The sequence below is a fragment of the Mesorhizobium sp. B2-3-2 genome (genome assembly GCF_006442295.1).
Lineage (GTDB): Bacteria > Pseudomonadota > Alphaproteobacteria > Rhizobiales > Rhizobiaceae > Mesorhizobium.
In genome coordinates this window covers 538,129-553,919 of the sequence record NZ_VFWA01000001.1, presented here as the reverse complement: position 1 = coordinate 553,919, position 15,791 = coordinate 538,129, and the positions used below count along the sequence as shown (strand labels likewise).

The window sequence follows — 15,791 nt, the reverse complement described above, 5'->3', positions numbered from 1 at the left end:
AGTGCGGCGCATCCTTCCGGGCGCTTGAGCGGCACGGCGGCACCATGAACTGGCCGGTCTCATGCCATCTCCTGCTCATCGGGCACAAGAGCCAGCGCTTGCGCGAAGGTCGCCGTGGTGAAATCGGGAACGGCGCCAGCGCTTTCGATGGCCAGCGTCGCGGCGGCGACGCCCTCGCGCAGCGCCGCACGCAAGGGCATGTCGCGCAGCAAGGCGGCGACCGTCGCGCCGGCAAGCGCATCGCCGGCGCCGGTGACGTCCACGATTTTTCTTGGAGGGGGCGGGACGACGGCAAAGCTGCCGTCGCGGTCGAAACCGAGCACCGGGCTGCCGCCCGCGGTGACCACCGCGCTGTCGAGACCGGCGCTTCTCAGCCCGTCGACGATAATCTTCTGAGAGGCGGCATCGTCAAGCCCGGCAAGCGCCACCGCTTCGCGCCTGTTCATGAAGGCGACGGCCAGGCCGCCGAGCACTGGTTTCAAGCGCACGACCTTGGCCGGTGAAATGGCAATGGCGAAGACGGGCTTGCCGGCCGCAAGCGATGCCAGCCGCTCCAGAGCCGCCGATGGCAGATTGGCGTCGCACAGGACGGCATCGGCGGCGGCGATCTCCTCGCGGACCCTGGAGCGGCGGATCTGTTTGGCAAACGCCAGCTCATAGAGCGCCATGTCGGCAAAGCCGACGAGCAATTCGCCCTCGCGGTCGATCAGCGCCGTATAGCTCGGCGTCGTGCGGTCGAGGAACACCGCGGACAAGTCCGCAATGCCTGCTTCGGCGATGGCGCGCGAAACCGTGTCGGCGGCGGCATCGCCGCCGCGCACCGACAGCAGCGAGCCCGAGACGCCTCGCCGCACCGCGCTGCGCAACGCGTTGAAGACGCCGCCGCCGACATCCTCGCGCATCGTGCCCGGGTTGGAGGCAGCCGGCACATAAGCGCCGGATACCTGGCCGCGCCTGTCGATATGGGCGCCGCCCACCGCCAGGACTCTTGGAGATTTCACCATGCGCCGATATGACCTTTGTTGGCGCTCACGCACAAGCGCCATGCCGTGCGACGGAGCTTCGCAGGCAACGGCCGGCGATTCGTGAGGCCGGCACGGCGAACCAGCCTGGCCTAATGTTCGGCCATGCTGGAGCCGAATCCTGAGACAAAAAAAGAACAAATCAGGATGTTGCTTATTTTTCAAATGCTTGATCCCCCTTGCCAAATGAGAACAAAAAAGGTACAAATAACCAAGGATTACGGATTGTCCGGCCTTCATTGACGACTACGGGGTGATGTATCATGGCTCAGAACAGCTTGCGGCTTGTAGAGGATAAGGCAGTGGACAAATCAAAGGCTCTGGATGCGGCGCTGTCGCAAATCGAGCGAGCTTTCGGCAAGGGCTCGATCATGCGGCTCGGCGCGAACGAGCAGGTTGTCGAGATCGAAACCGTGCCGACCGGCTCGCTCGGTCTCGACATCGCGCTTGGCGTCGGCGGCTTGCCGCGCGGCCGCATCATCGAGATCTACGGGCCGGAAAGCTCGGGCAAGACGACGCTGGCGCTGCACACGGTGGCGGAAGCCCAGAAGAAGGGCGGCATCTGCGCCTTCGTCGATGCCGAGCACGCGCTCGATCCGGTCTATGCCCGCAAGCTCGGCGTCGATCTCGAAAACCTCCTGATCTCGCAGCCTGACACTGGCGAGCAGGCGCTTGAAATCTGCGATACGCTGGTGCGCTCCGGCGCCATCGATGTGCTGGTGGTCGATTCGGTCGCGGCACTGACGCCACGCGCCGAAATCGAGGGCGAGATGGGCGATTCGCTGCCCGGCCTGCAGGCCCGCCTGATGAGCCAGGCGCTGCGCAAGCTGACCGCCTCGATCTCGCGCTCCAACACCATGGTCATCTTCATCAACCAGATCCGCATGAAGATCGGCGTCATGTTCGGCTCGCCCGAAACCACCACCGGCGGCAATGCGCTCAAATTCTACGCCTCGGTGCGTCTCGATATCCGCCGCATCGGCTCGGTCAAGGACCGCGACGAGGTCGTCGGCAACCAGACGCGCGTCAAGGTGGTCAAGAACAAGCTGGCGCCGCCCTTCAAGGTGGTCGAGTTCGACATCATGTACGGCGAAGGCGTGTCAAAGACCGGCGAGCTGGTCGATCTCGGGGTGAAGGCCGGCGTGGTCGAGAAGTCGGGCGCCTGGTTCTCCTACAATTCGCAGCGTCTCGGCCAGGGCCGCGAGAACGCGAAGCTGTTCCTGCGCGACAATCCCGATACGGCGCGCGAGATCGAACTTGCGCTCAGGCAGAACGCCGGACTGATCGCCGAAAAATTCCTCGAGAATGGCGGCTCCGAAGGTGGTGACGATGGGTTCGAGGACGAAGCCGGCGCGATGTAGGCGTTCGCCGGCGTAATCCAAGCGTTCGCCGGCGCGATCTGGCATTCGGTTTACGGCCCGAGTTCGGCCATAATCCAGGTTCATCAACTTGAGCTTATGTAATCGAGTTCTGTAGTATTGCGTTTCGAACCGCCGGCCCCGTGCCGGCGGTTTGCGTTTTGAGCGGCTGGTGAACCGCGAATTGACCAGCTTGCGTGTTTCTGGACAGGGTGCCAAGCGGCGGCTAAAAGGCCAGCTCCATCTTCTAAAGCGCAGAGCCCATTTTCCGCCGGTCCGGCCGGCGGCTCTCTCGAAAAGGCAGCATTCATGAGTGGCGTGAACGAGATCCGGTCGACATTTCTCGACTATTTCCGCAAGGAGGGTCACGAGGTCGTGGCGTCGAGCCCACTTGTGCCGCGCAACGATCCGACTCTGATGTTCACCAATGCCGGCATGGTGCAGTTCAAGAACGTCTTCACCGGCCTGGAGAAGCGGCCCTATTCGCGTGCCACGACCGCCCAGAAAAGCGTTCGCGCCGGCGGCAAGCACAACGACCTCGACAATGTCGGCTACACCGCGCGCCACCTGACCTTCTTCGAGATGCTCGGCAATTTCTCCTTCGGCGACTATTTCAAGGAGCGCGCCATCGAGTTGGCCTGGAACCTCATCACCCGGGAATTCGGGCTGAAGAAGGACAAGCTGCTCGTCACCGTCTATCACACCGACGACGAGGCGGCTGGTTTCTGGAAGAAGATCGCCGGTTTTTCCGACGATCGTATCATCCGCATCCCGACCTCGGACAATTTCTGGGCGATGGGCGACACCGGCCCATGCGGGCCGTGCTCGGAAATCTTCATCGATCGCGGCGAGCACATCTGGGGCGGTCCTCCCGGCAGCCCGGAGGAGGATGGCGACCGGTTCCTGGAATTCTGGAACCTGGTGTTCATGCAATACGAGCAGGTGACGAAGGACGAGCGCATCGACCTGCCGCGCCCGTCGATCGACACCGGCATGGGCCTGGAGCGCATGGCCTCTATCCTGCAAGGCGTTGAAAGCGTCTTTGAGACCGACCTGTTCCGCCATCTGATCGATGCCGCGTCGTCAGCGCTCGGCCGCGGTCCCGACGCCGAGACCGTCGCGTCCTATCGCGTCATAGCTGATCATCTGCGCTCGTCCTCCTTCCTGGTCGCTGACGGCGTGCTGCCGTCCAATGAGGGCCGCGGCTACGTGCTGCGCCGCATCATGCGTCGCGCCATGCGCCATGCGCAGCTGCTCGGTGCGAACGAACCCCTGGTCTGGAAGCTCGTGCCGGCGCTGGTTCGCGAGATGGGCCAGGCCTATCCGGAACTTGTGCGCGGCGAACAGCTGATCACCGAGACGCTGAAGCTTGAGGAGACCAGGTTTCGCAAGACACTGGTACGCGGTCTCGGTCTGCTGTCGGAGGCGACGGAAAAGCTCGGCGCCGGCGACATGCTGGATGGTGAGACGGCCTTCAAGCTTTACGACACCTATGGCTTCCCGCTCGACCTGACGCAGGATGCGCTGCGCCAGCGCAACATCTCGGTCGATCTTGCCGGCTTCACCAATGCGATGGAGCAGCAGAAGGCGGAGGCGCGTAAGCATTGGGCGGGCTCCGGCGAGGCGGCGACCGAAGCGGTCTGGTTCCCGGTGCGCGAAAAAGCCGGCGCCACGGAATTCCTCGGCTACGAGACTGAAGCTGCGGAAGGCATCATCCAGGCGCTTGTCCGCGACGGCAAGACCGTCGACAGCGCCGGCAAGGGCGAAGCGGTCGCCGTGGTCGTCAACCAGACGCCGTTCTATGCCGAATCCGGCGGTCAGATGGGCGACACGGGAACCATTTCAGGCGAAGGCTTCTCGATCGAGGTTTCCGATACGCAGAAGAAGGCCGATGGGCTGTTCGTCCATATCGGCAAGGTGGCCAGCGGCACCGCCAGGACGGGTGCCGCCGTCGAGCTGAAGGTCGACCATGCGAGGCGCTCCAGGCTGCGCGCCAACCATTCCGCGACGCATCTGATCCATGAGGCGCTGCGCGAGGTGCTGGGCACCCATGTCGCGCAGAAGGGCTCGCTGGTCGCGCCCGAGCGCCTGCGCTTCGACATCTCGCACAACAAGCCCATCTCGCCCTCGGAACTCGAGGAGGTCGAGCGCATGGCCAACGAGATCGTGGTGCAGAACAGCCCGGTGACCACGCGCCTGATGTCGGTCGACGATGCCATTGCCGAAGGCGCCATGGCGCTGTTCGGCGAGAAATACGGCGACGAGGTGCGCGTCGTGTCGATGGGCACGGGCCTGCACGGCGCCAAGGCCAACCGCCCCTATTCGGTCGAGCTCTGCGGCGGCACGCATGTCAGGGCAACCGGTGACATCGGCCTGGTGCGCGTCGTGTCCGACAGCGCCGTCGCCGCAGGCGTGCGCCGCATCGAGGCGCTGACCGGTGAGGCCGCGCGCAAGCATCTCGATGAACAGGACCGGCGGCTGAAGGCGGCCGCGGCAACGCTGAAAATCTCGCCGGCCGACGTGCCGGCGCGTGTTGAAGCCCTGCTCGAAGAGCGCAAGAAGCTCGAGAAGGAGCTCACCGAAGCGCGCAAGAAGCTGGCGCTGGGCGGCGGGTCACCCGCTGACGCGCCGGCCGCGAACGAGACCGTCGCGGGGGTCGGCTTCCTCGGCAAGTCGGTTTCCGGTGTCTCGCCGAAGGATCTGAAGCCGCTGGCTGACGCCGGCAAAAGCTCGCTCGGCTCAGGCGTCGTCGTCTTCGTCGGCACGGCTGAGGACAACAAGGCGAGTGTCGTGGTCGCCGTCACCGACGATCTCGTCGGCCGCTTCAGCGCTGTCGACCTGGTGCGCGTTGCCTCCGCAGCACTCGGCGGGCAGGGCGGCGGCGGCAGGCCCGACATGGCCCAGGCGGGTGGCCCCGATGCCTCGAAGGCCGATGACGCGATTGCTGCGGTGAGGGCGGCGCTCGAAGCCGCGTGAACTGCCGGAATCATCAGATGTTCAGGGCAGCGCCGCCCCTCATCTGGCTGCCGCCATCTTCTCCCCGTAAACGGGAGAAGGACGCTCTCGGGCGTGATTTCGCCAATTATCGTCGTTGAAGAATGGCCGCGGAGGTCGCGGCCAGCTTCTTTCTCCCCGTTTTACGGGGAGAAATGCCCGGCAGGGCAATGAGGGGCGGCGCTAACGCCGAGCAAGTTTCGCTCGACTAGCCCAGCTTTTCGGTGCGTGCAAAGCTCGGGCGCTCGACCACCCGAGCATGCCAGTCCCGGATATCCGCAAACCGAGCCAGCAGATCCCGCCCCTCGCTGACCTTGACGAAATAGGCAATGATCGGCGCCGCATGCAGGTCGGCGAGCGCCACCCGGTCGCCGAGCAGCCACGGTCCGGGAACCTTGAGTGAGGTGAGCACCCTGAGGATCGTTTCCGCCTGGCTCAGGCCATCGGCGATCAGCCTCTCATCCGGCTCGGTCTTCTCCAGCCGCTCCACGGCGACATCCCAGACCATGGCCCGGTAGCCATAGGCGTCGAACATGCCGATGATCTGGTTCATCCGCGCGCGGCCGCGCGGATCCTTCGGCTGCAAGGGTGGCCCGTCGAACGCCTCATCGACATAGCGCGCGATCGCGCTGGCCTCGAACAGGCGAAAACCGTCGTGCTCGAAGGCCGGGATGCGGCCGAATGGGTGGTGCTCGAAATACCAGCCGGGGATGCCATCGGCGGCGAAGACATCGACCGGCACAAGCTCGTAGTCGACGCCCTTCTCCTCCAGCGCCATGCGCGCTATGCGCACGTAAACACTGTAGTCTGCGCCGTAGAGGACCGGTTTGGCCATGCTGCCAGCCCTTTGCTTCGTTTTCGTTGGCCCAAAAAGCGAAGGCTCCTTCCGGAGCCTTCGGCATGTCGAACCCGCGGGTGCCTACGCCATCGCCTTCTGCAAATTCTCGTCGATCTTGTCGAGGAAGCCGGTGGTCGAGAGCCAAGGCTGGTCGGGGCCGATCAGCAGCGACAGGTCCTTGGTCATGTAGCCGCTCTCGACCGTCTGGATGCAGACCTTCTCCAGCGTCTCGGCGAAGCGCTTCAGTTCGGCATTGTCATCGAGCTTGGCGCGGTGGGCGAGACCGCGCGTCCAGGCGAAGATCGAGGCGATCGAATTGGTCGAGGTTTCCTCGCCCTTCTGGTGCTGGCGATAATGGCGGGTGACGGTGCCGTGCGCGGCTTCCGCTTCCACCGTTTTGCCGTCCGGCGTCATCAGCACCGAGGTCATCAGGCCGAGCGAGCCGAACCCCTGCGCCACCGTGTCGGACTGCACGTCGCCGTCATAGTTCTTGCAGGCCCAGACATAGCCGCCCGACCACTTCAGGCTGGAGGCCACCATGTCGTCGATCAGGCGGTGCTCGTACCACAGCTTCTTCGACTTGAACTCGGCCTCGAATTCTGCCTCGTAGACTTCCTGGAAAATATCCTTGAAGCGGCCGTCATAGGCCTTGAGGATGGTGTTCTTGGTCGAGAGATAGACCGGGTAGTTGCGCAGCAGGCCGTAGTTCAGCGAAGCGCGGGCGAATTCGCGGATCGACTCGTCGAGATTGTACATGGCCATGGCTACCCCGGCGCCGGGCGCATCGAACACGTCGTGCTCGATCACCTGGCCATCCTCGCCGACGAACTTGATCGTCAACTTGCCCTTGCCAGGGAAACGGAAATCCGTGGCGCGGTACTGGTCGCCATAGGCGTGGCGGCCGACGATGATCGGCTTGGTCCAGCCGGGCACCAGCCGCGGCACGTTCTTCATGATGATCGGCTCGCGGAAGATGGTGCCGCCGAGGATGTTGCGGATGGTGCCGTTGGGCGACTTCCACATCTTCTTCAGCTTGAACTCCTCGACGCGCTGCTCGTCGGGCGTGATCGTCGCGCATTTCACGCCGACGCCGTACTTCTTGATGGCGTTGGCCGAATCGACGGTCACCTGGTCGTTGGTGGCGTCGCGATGCTCGATGCCGAGGTCGTAATATTCAAGCTTGAGGTCGAGATAAGGGTGGATCAGCTTGTCCTTGATGAACTGCCAGATGATGCGGGTCATCTCGTCGCCGTCGAGTTCGACGACCGGGTTCGCCACCTTGATCTTCGCCATGGAAAGAATGCCTCGTTGCTGGGAAATGGGACGGCCTTGCCCGCGTGGCGTTCGGCCGGGATGCGCCCCTATATCAAAGCGTTTTTGGCCGCGCAAACGGCGATCGGTCACGAAAGCGAAGCGATCGCCCCGCCATTTGCGAATGCTTCATTTTCGCGGCCGAATATGGCAGGGGACGCTGAAATGCCGCAAACAGCAGTTCATTGACAATCATGCCCGTCATCAAAGATTCCGATAACGCTTCAGCCGCCGGTCCCGCCATCATCCTCGTGGAGCCGCAGCTCGGCGAGAATATCGGCATGGTCGCGCGCGCCATGGCCAACTTCGGCCTGGTCGAACTTCGCCTCGTCAACCCGCGCGACGGCTGGCCCAACGAGAAGGCGCGGGCGGCCGCCAGCCGTGCCGACCATGTCATCGACGCCGTGAAGGTTTTCGACGATCTCGCCACGGCGATGGCCGACCTGAATTTCGTTTTCGCGACCACGGCAAGGCAGCGCGACGGCTTCAAGCCCGTGCGCGGGCCGGTCGAGGCGGGAAGGGTGCTCCGGGCCCGTCATGGCATGGGTCAGCGAACCGGCATACTGTTCGGCCGCGAGCGTTTCGGCCTCTACAATGACGAGGTCGGCCTCGCCGACGAGATCGTCACTTTTCCGGTCGATCCCGATTTCTCCTCGCTCAACATCGCCCAGGCCGCGCTACTCATGTCTTACGAGTGGATGAAGTCCGGCCTTGAGGACGAGACCAAGACAAATTTTACGGGCCCGGAGATGAAGCCGGCCAGCAAGGAAGAACTGCACGGCCTGTTCGCCTATCTCGAAGGCGCACTCGAAGCGCGCGGCTATTTCCGGCCGGCGCCGAAGAAGCCGAAGATGGTCGACAATCTGCGCGCCGTATTGACCCGGGCGGGTTTCGCCGAGCCGGAGCTGAAGGTGCTGCGCGGCATCATCTCCTCGCTGGACAGGTTCTCGCCGGCGATGCCGCGCGGCGACGGCTCTCCGGGAGATGATCCAAGGCGGCTTCCGGCAGCGGCGCGCGCCAGCGGTCCGGGCCGCAAGACCAATGCGGATCGTCAGGTGTCCGATGACGACGACCACGCCACGCCGCCGCTCGGCGGCAAGGGAACCGACAATGACTGATCAGCCGATCCTGATGTTCGATTCCGGCATTGGCGGGCTGACTGTGCTGCGCGAGGCGCGCGTGCTGATGCCCGACCGCCGCTTCGTCTACATCGCCGACGATGCCGCCTTTCCCTTTGGCGACTGGGAGGAACCGGCGCTGCGGATCCATATACTCGACCTGTTCGGCAAATTGCTCGACCGGTTCGCACCCGCCATCTCGGTCATCGCCTGCAACACCGCCTCGACGCTGGTGATCGATGCGTTGCGCGAGAGGTTTCCCGGCCATCCCTTTGTCGGCACTGTGCCTGCGATCAAGCCTGCGGCGGAGCGCACCCGCTCCGGCCTCGTCTCCGTGCTGGCGACGCCGGGCACGGTGAAACGGCAATACACGCGCGACCTGATCAGCAAATGGGCGCAGAAATGCCACGTCCGGCTGGTCGGCAGCGACCGGCTGGCCGGGCTGGCCGAGGCCTATATGCGCGAAGGGTTCGTCGACGAGGGAGCCGTGCGCGCCGAGATCGCCCCGTGTTTCATCGAACGCGACGGCATGCGCACCGACATCGCCGTGCTCGCCTGCACGCATTATCCTTTTCTGGTCAACCGCATGCGCAAGACCGCACCCTGGCCGGTCGACTGGATCGATCCGGCCGAAGCGATCGCCCGGCGGGCGATGTCGCTGCTGTCGCCGCTCAACGAGCCGTTGCTGCAAGGTCAGCCGGACATCGCGGTCTTCACATCCGGCAAGGCGGACTTTGCCACCAGCCGGTTGATGCAGGGCTTTGGACTGACGGTCGCCTGATTTCCGGAACATTGGCGAGGCCGTTTCGTTTTCTCCCAGGCAATGAAGGGAGAAAAACCATGCCTGCCACCTCGAAAGCCCAACAGAAGGCCGCCGGCGCCGCACTGTCGGCCAAGCGCGGCGAGACCAAGAAGAGCGAGCTCAAAGGCGCTTCCAAGGGAATGTACGAATCCATGAGCGAAAAGCAGCTCGAGGAATTCGCCGAAACCAAGCGCAAAGGTTTGCCCGAAAAAAAGAAAGATTGAAGGGAAGCGCTATTGGCAATACCTTTTGCAGGGTTCGTCAGCGGCAAGAAATGGGCCCGCGACGGGGTCGCAGGCCTTTATATAATTGTCAGTTATTGGTCGGTGTAATCAGCGCCAGTGGCAGCTGTTAGCGCCAGTGGCAGCGTCGCACTTTCTGGCGAATGACATGGCGGTGACCATGGCGCCACACCACGCGCTTCTTGACCACGGTTCGACATACCTGATGAGGCCGGTGGCCTTGCCAGTGCCTTGCCATCGCCGGCTCCGGCGCGATGACGGCCAGCGATCCGGCTAACACCGCCGCACCAGTCAGGCTTAGAAAGAACTTCTTCATCCGAATTCAGGCTCCTATGCTCAAGTCCCTTCCTGGAGCGGTCAGCTTCAGGGAATCGCCGCCCCGCTCCGGTTTTTTACACAATCCCCGGTAGAAACTGCCAGCGCTTTCCTGGAATTGTTCTAATACCGTTGGCGCGACACCTCGCGCCCGATACGGCACCGCCAACATTGAAAACCGAATATGGTCGCGCGGGGCGGCGCCAGTTGGAAGCTTGACACCGGTCAAATCTCTGTTTAACAGCGCTCCCAACACCGGGCCGCAACGCCCGGTGGTTTGTTTTGCATGCGCAAGACCCGTCGGAAGCCAGTCTGTTTCCAAGGTCTTGTTTGAACTGACGTGTCCCGTGGGTTTTCCGCCGCGTTGCGTGGGAAAACCCTGTCAGGTCTCGAAAACGGAGGCCAGAGGAGGGCGCGTTTCCTTCACCCGGAGCATGAGGTTCCGGGTGTATTCTTTTGAAAGGGAATGCGATGAGCAAGCGCGAATCCGCGAAGTACAAGATCGACCGCCGTCTTGGTGAAAACATCTGGGGCCGCCCGAAGTCCCCGGTCAACAAGCGTGAATACGGCCCCGGCCAGCACGGCCAGCGCCGCAAGGGCAAGCTTTCCGATTTCGGCCTGCAGCTGCGCGCCAAGCAGAAGCTGAAGGGCCACTATGGCGACGTTTCGGAAAAGCAGTTCCGCAAGGTCTATGAAGAGGCCGATCGCCGCAAGGGCGACACCTCCGAGAACCTGATCGGCCTGCTCGAGTCCCGTCTGGACGCGGTCGTCTACCGCGCCAAGTTCGTTCCGACCATTTTCGCCGCCCGCCAGTTCGTCAACCACGGCCACGTCAACGTCAACGGCAAGCGCGTCAACATCGGCTCGTACCGCTGCAAGCCGGGCGACGTCGTCGAAGTGCGCGAAAAGTCGAAGCAGCTGGTGATCGTCCTGGAATCGGTCGGCCTCGCCGAGCGCGACGTTCCCGACTACATCGAAGCCGATCACAACAAGATGACCGCGACCTTCTCGCGCATCCCGGGCCTGGCGGACGTTCCGTTCGCCGTCCAGATGGAACCGAACCTCGTCGTCGAATTCTATTCGCGTTAAGCGAAGGCTTTTTGCGAGACCGGAAGGGGCCGCCCATCGAGGCGGCCTTTTCTTTGTCGGCCATGTCCGCTAATCCGGGCGGCAACGAAGCTCCGAACGTTCGTTGCTCCAGGATTTGGAACCGACGCCATGAACATGCTGCCAGACGCTCAATCGCTTGAGCAGGCCGCCGACATCGAAGGCGGCTTTCATCCGCTGTTCGCCGATGTGCCGTCCTCGGTCGAGTTCAACAAGTTGCGCAAGCGGTTGCTGCGGCTGACCCGCCAGGCAATCGAGGATTTTTCGATGGTCAGGCCAGGCGAGCGCTGGCTGGTGGCTCTGTCGGGCGGCAAGGATTCCTACGGCCTGCTTGCCATGCTCTTGGACCTCAAATGGCGCGGCCTGCTGCCGGTGGAGCTGCTGGCCTGCAATCTCGACCAGGGCCAGCCGAACTTTCCCAAGCACATCCTGCCCGATTACCTCAATGCCCACGGCATTGCACACCGCATCGAATACCAGGACACCTATTCCGTCGTCACCGACAAGCTGCCGCAGGGCAGCACCTATTGCTCGCTCTGTTCACGCCTGCGGCGTGGCCATCTCTATCGCGTCGCCCGGGAGGAGGGATGCTCGGCGCTGGTGCTCGGCCATCATCGCGAGGACATCCTCGAAACCTTTTTCATGAATCTGTTCCACGGCGGCCGGCTCGCCGCCATGCCGCCAAAGCTGCTCAACGATGAAGGCGACGTCATGGTGCTGCGCCCGCTTGCCTACTGCGCCGAAGCCGACCTCGAAAAGTTCGCTGCCGCGATGCGGTTCCCGATCATCCCTTGCGATCTCTGCGGCAGCCAGGAAGGCCTTCAGCGCAACGCCATGAAGGCCATGCTCGACGATATCGAGAAGCGCATGCCCGGCCGCAAGGATACGATGCTGCGTGCGCTGTCCAACACCAGGCCGTCGCATCTGCTCGACAGCAAACTGTTCGATTTCGCCGCCCTCGATGAAACGCTCTCCAGCAGGCAAGACATTTCCGATGACATTTGACGACACCGCGATCGACTGGCTGGCCAGCACCCTGGCCGAAGCAGCCGAAGCCGAAATCATGCCGCGCTTTCGCCGGTTGGGCGATGGCGACGTCCGCCAGAAGACGTCGGCCGCCGACCTTGTAACGCAAGCCGATGTCAGTGCCGAGCGGCTGATCACCGCCAAGCTGCGTGAGCGCTACCCAACAGCCATGATCGTCGGCGAGGAAGCCTGTTCCGACAATCCGGCGCTGCTCGACGGCCTTGGCGATGCCGATCTGGCTTTTACGATCGACCCGGTGGACGGCACTTTCAATTTCGCTTCCGGCGTGCCGTTGTTCGGCGTCATGCTGGGTGTCGTGGTCCGGGGCGAGACCGTCGCCGGCATCATCCACGATCCGGTCGGCAAGGACTGTCTGATCGGCGCCAAGGGTGCGGGCAGCCATATCAGGCACGCCCATGGCAGCCTGGAAAAGGTGCGTGTCGCGGCGCCCGCGCCGATCTCGGGAATGACCGGTTCCGTCTCCTGGCAGTACATGGCCGAACCGGAGCGGTCCCGGCTGGCGCGCAACCAGACGAAAATCCTGTCGCAATTCGCCTATCGCTGCGCCGCGCATGAATACCGCCTGCTGGCCAGCGGCCATGCCCATTTCGTCGTCTACAACAAACTGATGCCGTGGGACCATCTGCCCGGTGTGCTGATCCATGCCGAGGCCGGCGGCCACGCCGCGCGTTTCGACGCCAGCGCCTACCTACCGTCGCATGTCGGTGGTGGCCTGCTTGTCGCACCCGACCGGGAAAGCTGGCGCGAGTTGCGCAGGGAACTCTGGGCGCAATAGGCAGGCCGCCAATTCGGATGCCCGGCCGAGCGTCGCAAAGGCGACAATTCAATGCAAATCGGCGATGTGCCCTGAGACGGGTGGGTTCTGCGGCTGGAACATCTTGCCGCGTTCGGCGATGAAGATCATCAGCAGCGCTGCGACCGAGACGCTGCAGAAGCCGGCGGCGAGCGGCGTCACGGTGCCGTTGAAAGCCTGACCGATCAGCGTGCCGAGAATGCCGCCGAGAAACGTCTGCATGAAACCCAGGATGGATGACGCCGTGCCGGCCAGCTGACCGAGCGGCTCCATTGCCAACGCGTTGAAATTGGCGCCGAGCGCGCCGAACGGAAGCATGGCGCAGGCAAAGAAGGTGATGAACAGCCAGAGCGGCATCTTCATTTCCAGTGAAACGACCAGCCAGGCCAGGCTGATGACCAGAAACAACAGCAGCGCACTCTGCGACAGGCGGCGCATGCCGATGCGGCCGACAAGGCGCGAGTTCAGGTAGTTGGAGAAGGCGAGCACGCCGGCAACGCCGGCGAAGATGACCGGAAACAGCTCGCCGACGTTGAAAATATCGACATAAATCTGCTGCGCCGAGGCGATGAAGCCGAACATGGCACCGAAGATGAATGTGCTGGCGAAGGCATAGCAGATCGCGACCCGGTTGGTCAGCACGATGCGAAACCCGCCGATGATGGCATTGACGGTCAGCGGCCGGCGATATTCGGGGTGCAGTGTTTCAGGCAGGCGCAGCAGCGACCAGGCCGAGACCACAAGCGCGCCGACGGCCATGGTGACGAAGATCAGATGCCAGGTCGCGAACAGCATGATGAACTGGCCGATGCCGGGAGCGATCACCGGGATCGCCATGAACACCATGAAGATCAGCGACATCACCTCGGCCATGCGCCGGCCATCGAACGTGTCGCGCACGATCGAGACGGCGATGACGCGGGTCGCGGCCGCACCGATGCCTTGCACGGCCCGGCACAGCAGAAGCGTCTCGAAGCTTGGCGCTATGGCGGCCGCGGCCGCGGCCGCCACGTAAATGATTAGGCCGGCGACGAGCGGCGCGCGGCGACCGAAACGGTCCGAGAGCGGTCCGAAAAAAAGCTGTCCGCCGCCAAAACCCAGAATATAGGCGGTGATCACATATTGCCGGTGGTTTTCGTTCTCCACGCCAAGCGAGGCGCCGATCTGCTGCAACGCCGGCAGCATGATATCGATGGCCAGTGAATTGAGCGCCATCAGCGCCGCGCACAGCGCAATGAATTCCCAGCGCGGAATGGGCAATTTGCTTGCCGATTGCGGTGCTGACGTCTGCTGGTCCACGGCAAGTCCGATCTCTCAAACGAAAACGCGCCGGTGGGCCGGCGCATTGGCTCGTCTCGGTCCCGGTCAGGGACGCAAAATAGCCGAGGAGGCTCCCCGGTGCTCAGGGCATGTCGGCAGCGACATGCCCAACCGAAATCAGGCGGCGCCCTTGACGCTCACGCCCTTCTCGACAAGGAATGTCTGCAACTCGCCCGCCTGGAACATTTCGCGCACGATATCGCAGCCGCCGACGAACTCGCCCTTGACATAGAGCTGAGGGATCGTCGGCCAGTTGGAGTACTCCTTGATGCCCTGGCGCAGTTCGGCCGAATCCAGCACGTTCACGCCTTTGTAGTCGGCGCCGATATAGTCGAGGATCTGGACAACCTGGCCGGAAAATCCGCACTGCGGGAAACCGGGCGTGCCCTTCATGAAAAGCACGACGTCGTTGCCCTTCACCTCGTTGTCGATGTAGTCGTTGATACCGCTCATGGAATATCCTTTCCCGCCTGTGGGAGTCAGGCTCGAAGCTTTTCCATCAGATAAACCCATAGGTTGCCCGAAACAAGACTTTAGCCGCGTCGTGGCCCGAATGGCGCAAAAGATGCAGCGTTTTGGGCCAAGCGACTTTCGCGTTGGAAGCCCTTAATCCGGTACGCTCGTCTGCAGCGCCAGCGCGTGCAGCACGCCGCCCATATTGCCCTTCAGCGCGTCATAGACCATCTGGTGCTGCTGCACGCGGCTTTTTCCGCGAAAGCTTTCGGCCACGACTTCGGCCGCATAGTGGTCGCCGTCACCGGCAAGGTCACGGATGGTCACCCTGGCGTCCGGGATGCCTTCCTTGATCAGTTTTTCGATGTCGCGGGCATCCATTGCCATGGCAAATTCCTGTTTTTTGGTCGGGCTGCGGCATGGCTGCCCGTGCGATGAGAGTCGGGTGAACCTAAAGCCTTTCCGGTCGGGATTGAAGCCGTTCCGTCCAGCCCCACCGCGGTTGTGGCTTACGACGCGTTCTCGCCCTGACCGCCGGCGTCGTCCGCGGGATCGTCCTCGGGCGTCGAGAAGGTCCGCCCAAGGCTGAAGGTCAGCACATAAAGAGGAAGGTTGATCGTGAGGTTGGCAATCGGCAGATAGGCGGTCATCCGCCAGACGGGCGAGAAGAACGGCTGGCCATAACCATCGCAGACCAGCGAGGAGCCATACTCCCACAGTGCCCCCAATGCGGCCGCGACGGCGAAAAGTTTGATGCAGGTGAAGACGTGCCTCGTCCTTGCTTGGTCCGGCAGAAGCCGGCTCCAAAGCACCAGGCAGACAAGCGGAACCGCATAAAGAAGGTTCTGCAGGCCAAGCATCGGAAGCGTGCCGTTGGCTGCGGCGAGGAACTCCGCGCGTGTTTCCAACCGGGCGCAGACCTCGCTCGAGGTCGTCGACAGCAGGAAAAAGACGAACGGGCCGAGAAACCAGAAGAAGAACAGCGATGGCCAGAAGACGACTGCAAGCAGCGCCCGGGCGGCCAGTTTCCTGTGATTGAGCTTTTCCGAAAGATCGGTTCCCACTTTTCGG

General features: G+C 63.0%; 16 protein-coding genes. 8 read left to right on the top strand and 8 right to left on the bottom strand.

Annotated features, from left to right (window positions below; all coding sequences use genetic code 11):
* Positions 1-59: 59 nt before the first annotated feature.
* Positions 60-1,004 (bottom strand): carbohydrate kinase family protein, encoded by a 945-nt coding sequence (locus FJ964_RS02810; RefSeq protein ID WP_140548929.1) that lies wholly within the window; start codon positions 1,002-1,004, stop codon positions 60-62.
* 281 nt (positions 1,005-1,285) lie between these two features.
* Here FJ964_RS02810 and recA point away from each other — a divergent pair, with 281 nt between their 5' ends.
* Positions 1,286-2,383: a recombinase RecA gene (gene recA, locus FJ964_RS02805; protein ID WP_010909075.1), complete on the top strand. Its 1,098-nt coding sequence runs from the start codon at positions 1,286-1,288 to the stop codon at positions 2,381-2,383.
* A gap of 306 nt (positions 2,384-2,689) precedes the next feature.
* The gene (gene alaS, locus FJ964_RS02800) at positions 2,690-5,356 is read left to right on the top strand and encodes an alanine--tRNA ligase (RefSeq protein ID WP_140548927.1); all 2,667 of its coding nucleotides are present in this window, start codon (positions 2,690-2,692) and stop codon (positions 5,354-5,356) included.
* Positions 5,357-5,582: 226 nt separating this feature from the next.
* Here the strand turns inward: alaS and FJ964_RS02790 are convergent, their stop codons facing one another.
* Together FJ964_RS02790 and FJ964_RS02785 are read right to left on the bottom strand one after the other, a co-directional pair.
* The gene (locus FJ964_RS02790) at positions 5,583-6,209 is read right to left on the bottom strand and encodes a glutathione S-transferase family protein (RefSeq protein WP_140548925.1); all 627 of its coding nucleotides are present in this window, start codon (positions 6,207-6,209) and stop codon (positions 5,583-5,585) included.
* Positions 6,210-6,293: 84 nt separating this feature from the next.
* The gene (locus FJ964_RS02785; RefSeq protein ID WP_140548923.1) at positions 6,294-7,505 is read right to left on the bottom strand and encodes an NADP-dependent isocitrate dehydrogenase; all 1,212 of its coding nucleotides are present in this window, start codon (positions 7,503-7,505) and stop codon (positions 6,294-6,296) included.
* A 212-nt stretch (positions 7,506-7,717) separates the two neighbouring features.
* On the opposite strand from FJ964_RS02785, the gene FJ964_RS02780 reads away from it, so the two are divergent.
* From FJ964_RS02780 to FJ964_RS02770, 3 genes are read left to right on the top strand one after another with little or no spacing between them, the layout of a single operon-like run.
* Positions 7,718-8,641 (top strand): RNA methyltransferase, encoded by a 924-nt coding sequence (locus FJ964_RS02780; RefSeq protein ID WP_140548921.1) that lies wholly within the window; start codon positions 7,718-7,720, stop codon positions 8,639-8,641.
* Entirely contained in the window at positions 8,634-9,422 is a 789-nt protein-coding gene (murI, locus tag FJ964_RS02775) for a glutamate racemase (RefSeq protein WP_140548919.1), read from the top strand. Before FJ964_RS02780 ends, murI begins: the two co-directional genes overlap by 8 nt.
* Positions 9,423-9,481: 59 nt before the next feature.
* A complete protein-coding gene (locus FJ964_RS02770; RefSeq protein ID WP_140548917.1) occupies positions 9,482-9,667 on the top strand; it encodes a DUF3008 family protein in 186 nt (61 codons plus the stop codon).
* Positions 9,668-9,794: 127 nt separating this feature from the next.
* Here the strand turns inward: FJ964_RS02770 and FJ964_RS02765 are convergent, their stop codons facing one another.
* Positions 9,795-10,001 (bottom strand): hypothetical protein, encoded by a 207-nt coding sequence (locus tag FJ964_RS02765; RefSeq protein ID WP_140548915.1) that lies wholly within the window; start codon positions 9,999-10,001, stop codon positions 9,795-9,797.
* Positions 10,002-10,471: 470 nt separating this feature from the next.
* Between FJ964_RS02765 and rpsD the strand changes: the two genes are divergently transcribed.
* The 3 genes from rpsD (at position 10,472) to FJ964_RS02750 (ending at position 12,929) form a co-directional block, all read left to right on the top strand.
* Entirely contained in the window at positions 10,472-11,089 is a 618-nt protein-coding gene (rpsD, locus tag FJ964_RS02760; protein WP_140493847.1) for a 30S ribosomal protein S4, read from the top strand.
* Positions 11,090-11,218: 129 nt separating this feature from the next.
* Complete coding sequence (gene ttcA / locus FJ964_RS02755; protein ID WP_140548913.1) at positions 11,219-12,112, top strand: tRNA 2-thiocytidine(32) synthetase TtcA; 894 nt, start codon at positions 11,219-11,221, stop codon at positions 12,110-12,112.
* The gene (locus tag FJ964_RS02750; protein ID WP_140548911.1) at positions 12,102-12,929 is read left to right on the top strand and encodes an inositol monophosphatase family protein; all 828 of its coding nucleotides are present in this window, start codon (positions 12,102-12,104) and stop codon (positions 12,927-12,929) included. Before ttcA ends, FJ964_RS02750 begins: the two co-directional genes overlap by 11 nt.
* Positions 12,930-12,977: 48 nt before the next feature.
* Here FJ964_RS02750 and FJ964_RS02745 read toward each other — a convergent pair whose 3' ends face one another.
* The 4 genes from FJ964_RS02745 to FJ964_RS02730 all read right to left on the bottom strand — a co-directional run bounded on the left by FJ964_RS02745 (position 12,978) and on the right by FJ964_RS02730 (position 15,784).
* Positions 12,978-14,246 (bottom strand): multidrug effflux MFS transporter, encoded by a 1,269-nt coding sequence (locus FJ964_RS02745; protein WP_140548909.1) that lies wholly within the window; start codon positions 14,244-14,246, stop codon positions 12,978-12,980.
* A 138-nt stretch (positions 14,247-14,384) separates the two neighbouring features.
* Positions 14,385-14,720 (bottom strand): Grx4 family monothiol glutaredoxin, encoded by a 336-nt coding sequence (gene grxD, locus FJ964_RS02740; RefSeq protein WP_013532137.1) that lies wholly within the window; start codon positions 14,718-14,720, stop codon positions 14,385-14,387.
* A 153-nt stretch (positions 14,721-14,873) separates the two neighbouring features.
* A complete protein-coding gene (locus FJ964_RS02735; protein WP_140493839.1) occupies positions 14,874-15,107 on the bottom strand; it encodes a BolA family transcriptional regulator in 234 nt (77 codons plus the stop codon).
* A 122-nt stretch (positions 15,108-15,229) separates the two neighbouring features.
* Complete coding sequence (locus FJ964_RS02730; RefSeq protein WP_181172338.1) at positions 15,230-15,784, bottom strand: hypothetical protein; 555 nt, start codon at positions 15,782-15,784, stop codon at positions 15,230-15,232.
* Between the last annotated feature and the right edge of the window lie 7 nt (positions 15,785-15,791).

What these genes read in the sequence shown, in the direction of transcription:
- ttcA (WP_140548913.1), top strand. Translation starts at nt 11,219, where the DNA reads ATGAACATGCTGCCAGACGCTCAATCGCTTGAGCAGGCCGCCGACATC.
- FJ964_RS02810 (WP_140548929.1), bottom strand. Translation starts at nt 1,004, where the DNA reads ATGGTGAAATCTCCAAGAGTCCTGGCGGTGGGCGGCGCCCATATCGAC.
- rpsD (WP_140493847.1), top strand. Translation starts at nt 10,472, where the DNA reads ATGAGCAAGCGCGAATCCGCGAAGTACAAGATCGACCGCCGTCTTGGT.
- alaS (WP_140548927.1), top strand. Translation starts at nt 2,690, where the DNA reads ATGAGTGGCGTGAACGAGATCCGGTCGACATTTCTCGACTATTTCCGC.
- FJ964_RS02735 (WP_140493839.1), bottom strand. Translation starts at nt 15,107, where the DNA reads ATGGCAATGGATGCCCGCGACATCGAAAAACTGATCAAGGAAGGCATC.
- FJ964_RS02750 (WP_140548911.1), top strand. Translation starts at nt 12,102, where the DNA reads ATGACATTTGACGACACCGCGATCGACTGGCTGGCCAGCACCCTGGCC.
- FJ964_RS02780 (WP_140548921.1), top strand. Translation starts at nt 7,718, where the DNA reads ATGCCCGTCATCAAAGATTCCGATAACGCTTCAGCCGCCGGTCCCGCC.
- murI (WP_140548919.1), top strand. Translation starts at nt 8,634, where the DNA reads ATGACTGATCAGCCGATCCTGATGTTCGATTCCGGCATTGGCGGGCTG.
- recA (WP_010909075.1), top strand. Translation starts at nt 1,286, where the DNA reads ATGGCTCAGAACAGCTTGCGGCTTGTAGAGGATAAGGCAGTGGACAAA.
- FJ964_RS02770 (WP_140548917.1), top strand. Translation starts at nt 9,482, where the DNA reads ATGCCTGCCACCTCGAAAGCCCAACAGAAGGCCGCCGGCGCCGCACTG.
- FJ964_RS02765 (WP_140548915.1), bottom strand. Translation starts at nt 10,001, where the DNA reads ATGAAGAAGTTCTTTCTAAGCCTGACTGGTGCGGCGGTGTTAGCCGGA.
- grxD (WP_013532137.1), bottom strand. Translation starts at nt 14,720, where the DNA reads ATGAGCGGTATCAACGACTACATCGACAACGAGGTGAAGGGCAACGAC.
- FJ964_RS02790 (WP_140548925.1), bottom strand. Translation starts at nt 6,209, where the DNA reads ATGGCCAAACCGGTCCTCTACGGCGCAGACTACAGTGTTTACGTGCGC.
- FJ964_RS02785 (WP_140548923.1), bottom strand. Translation starts at nt 7,505, where the DNA reads ATGGCGAAGATCAAGGTGGCGAACCCGGTCGTCGAACTCGACGGCGAC.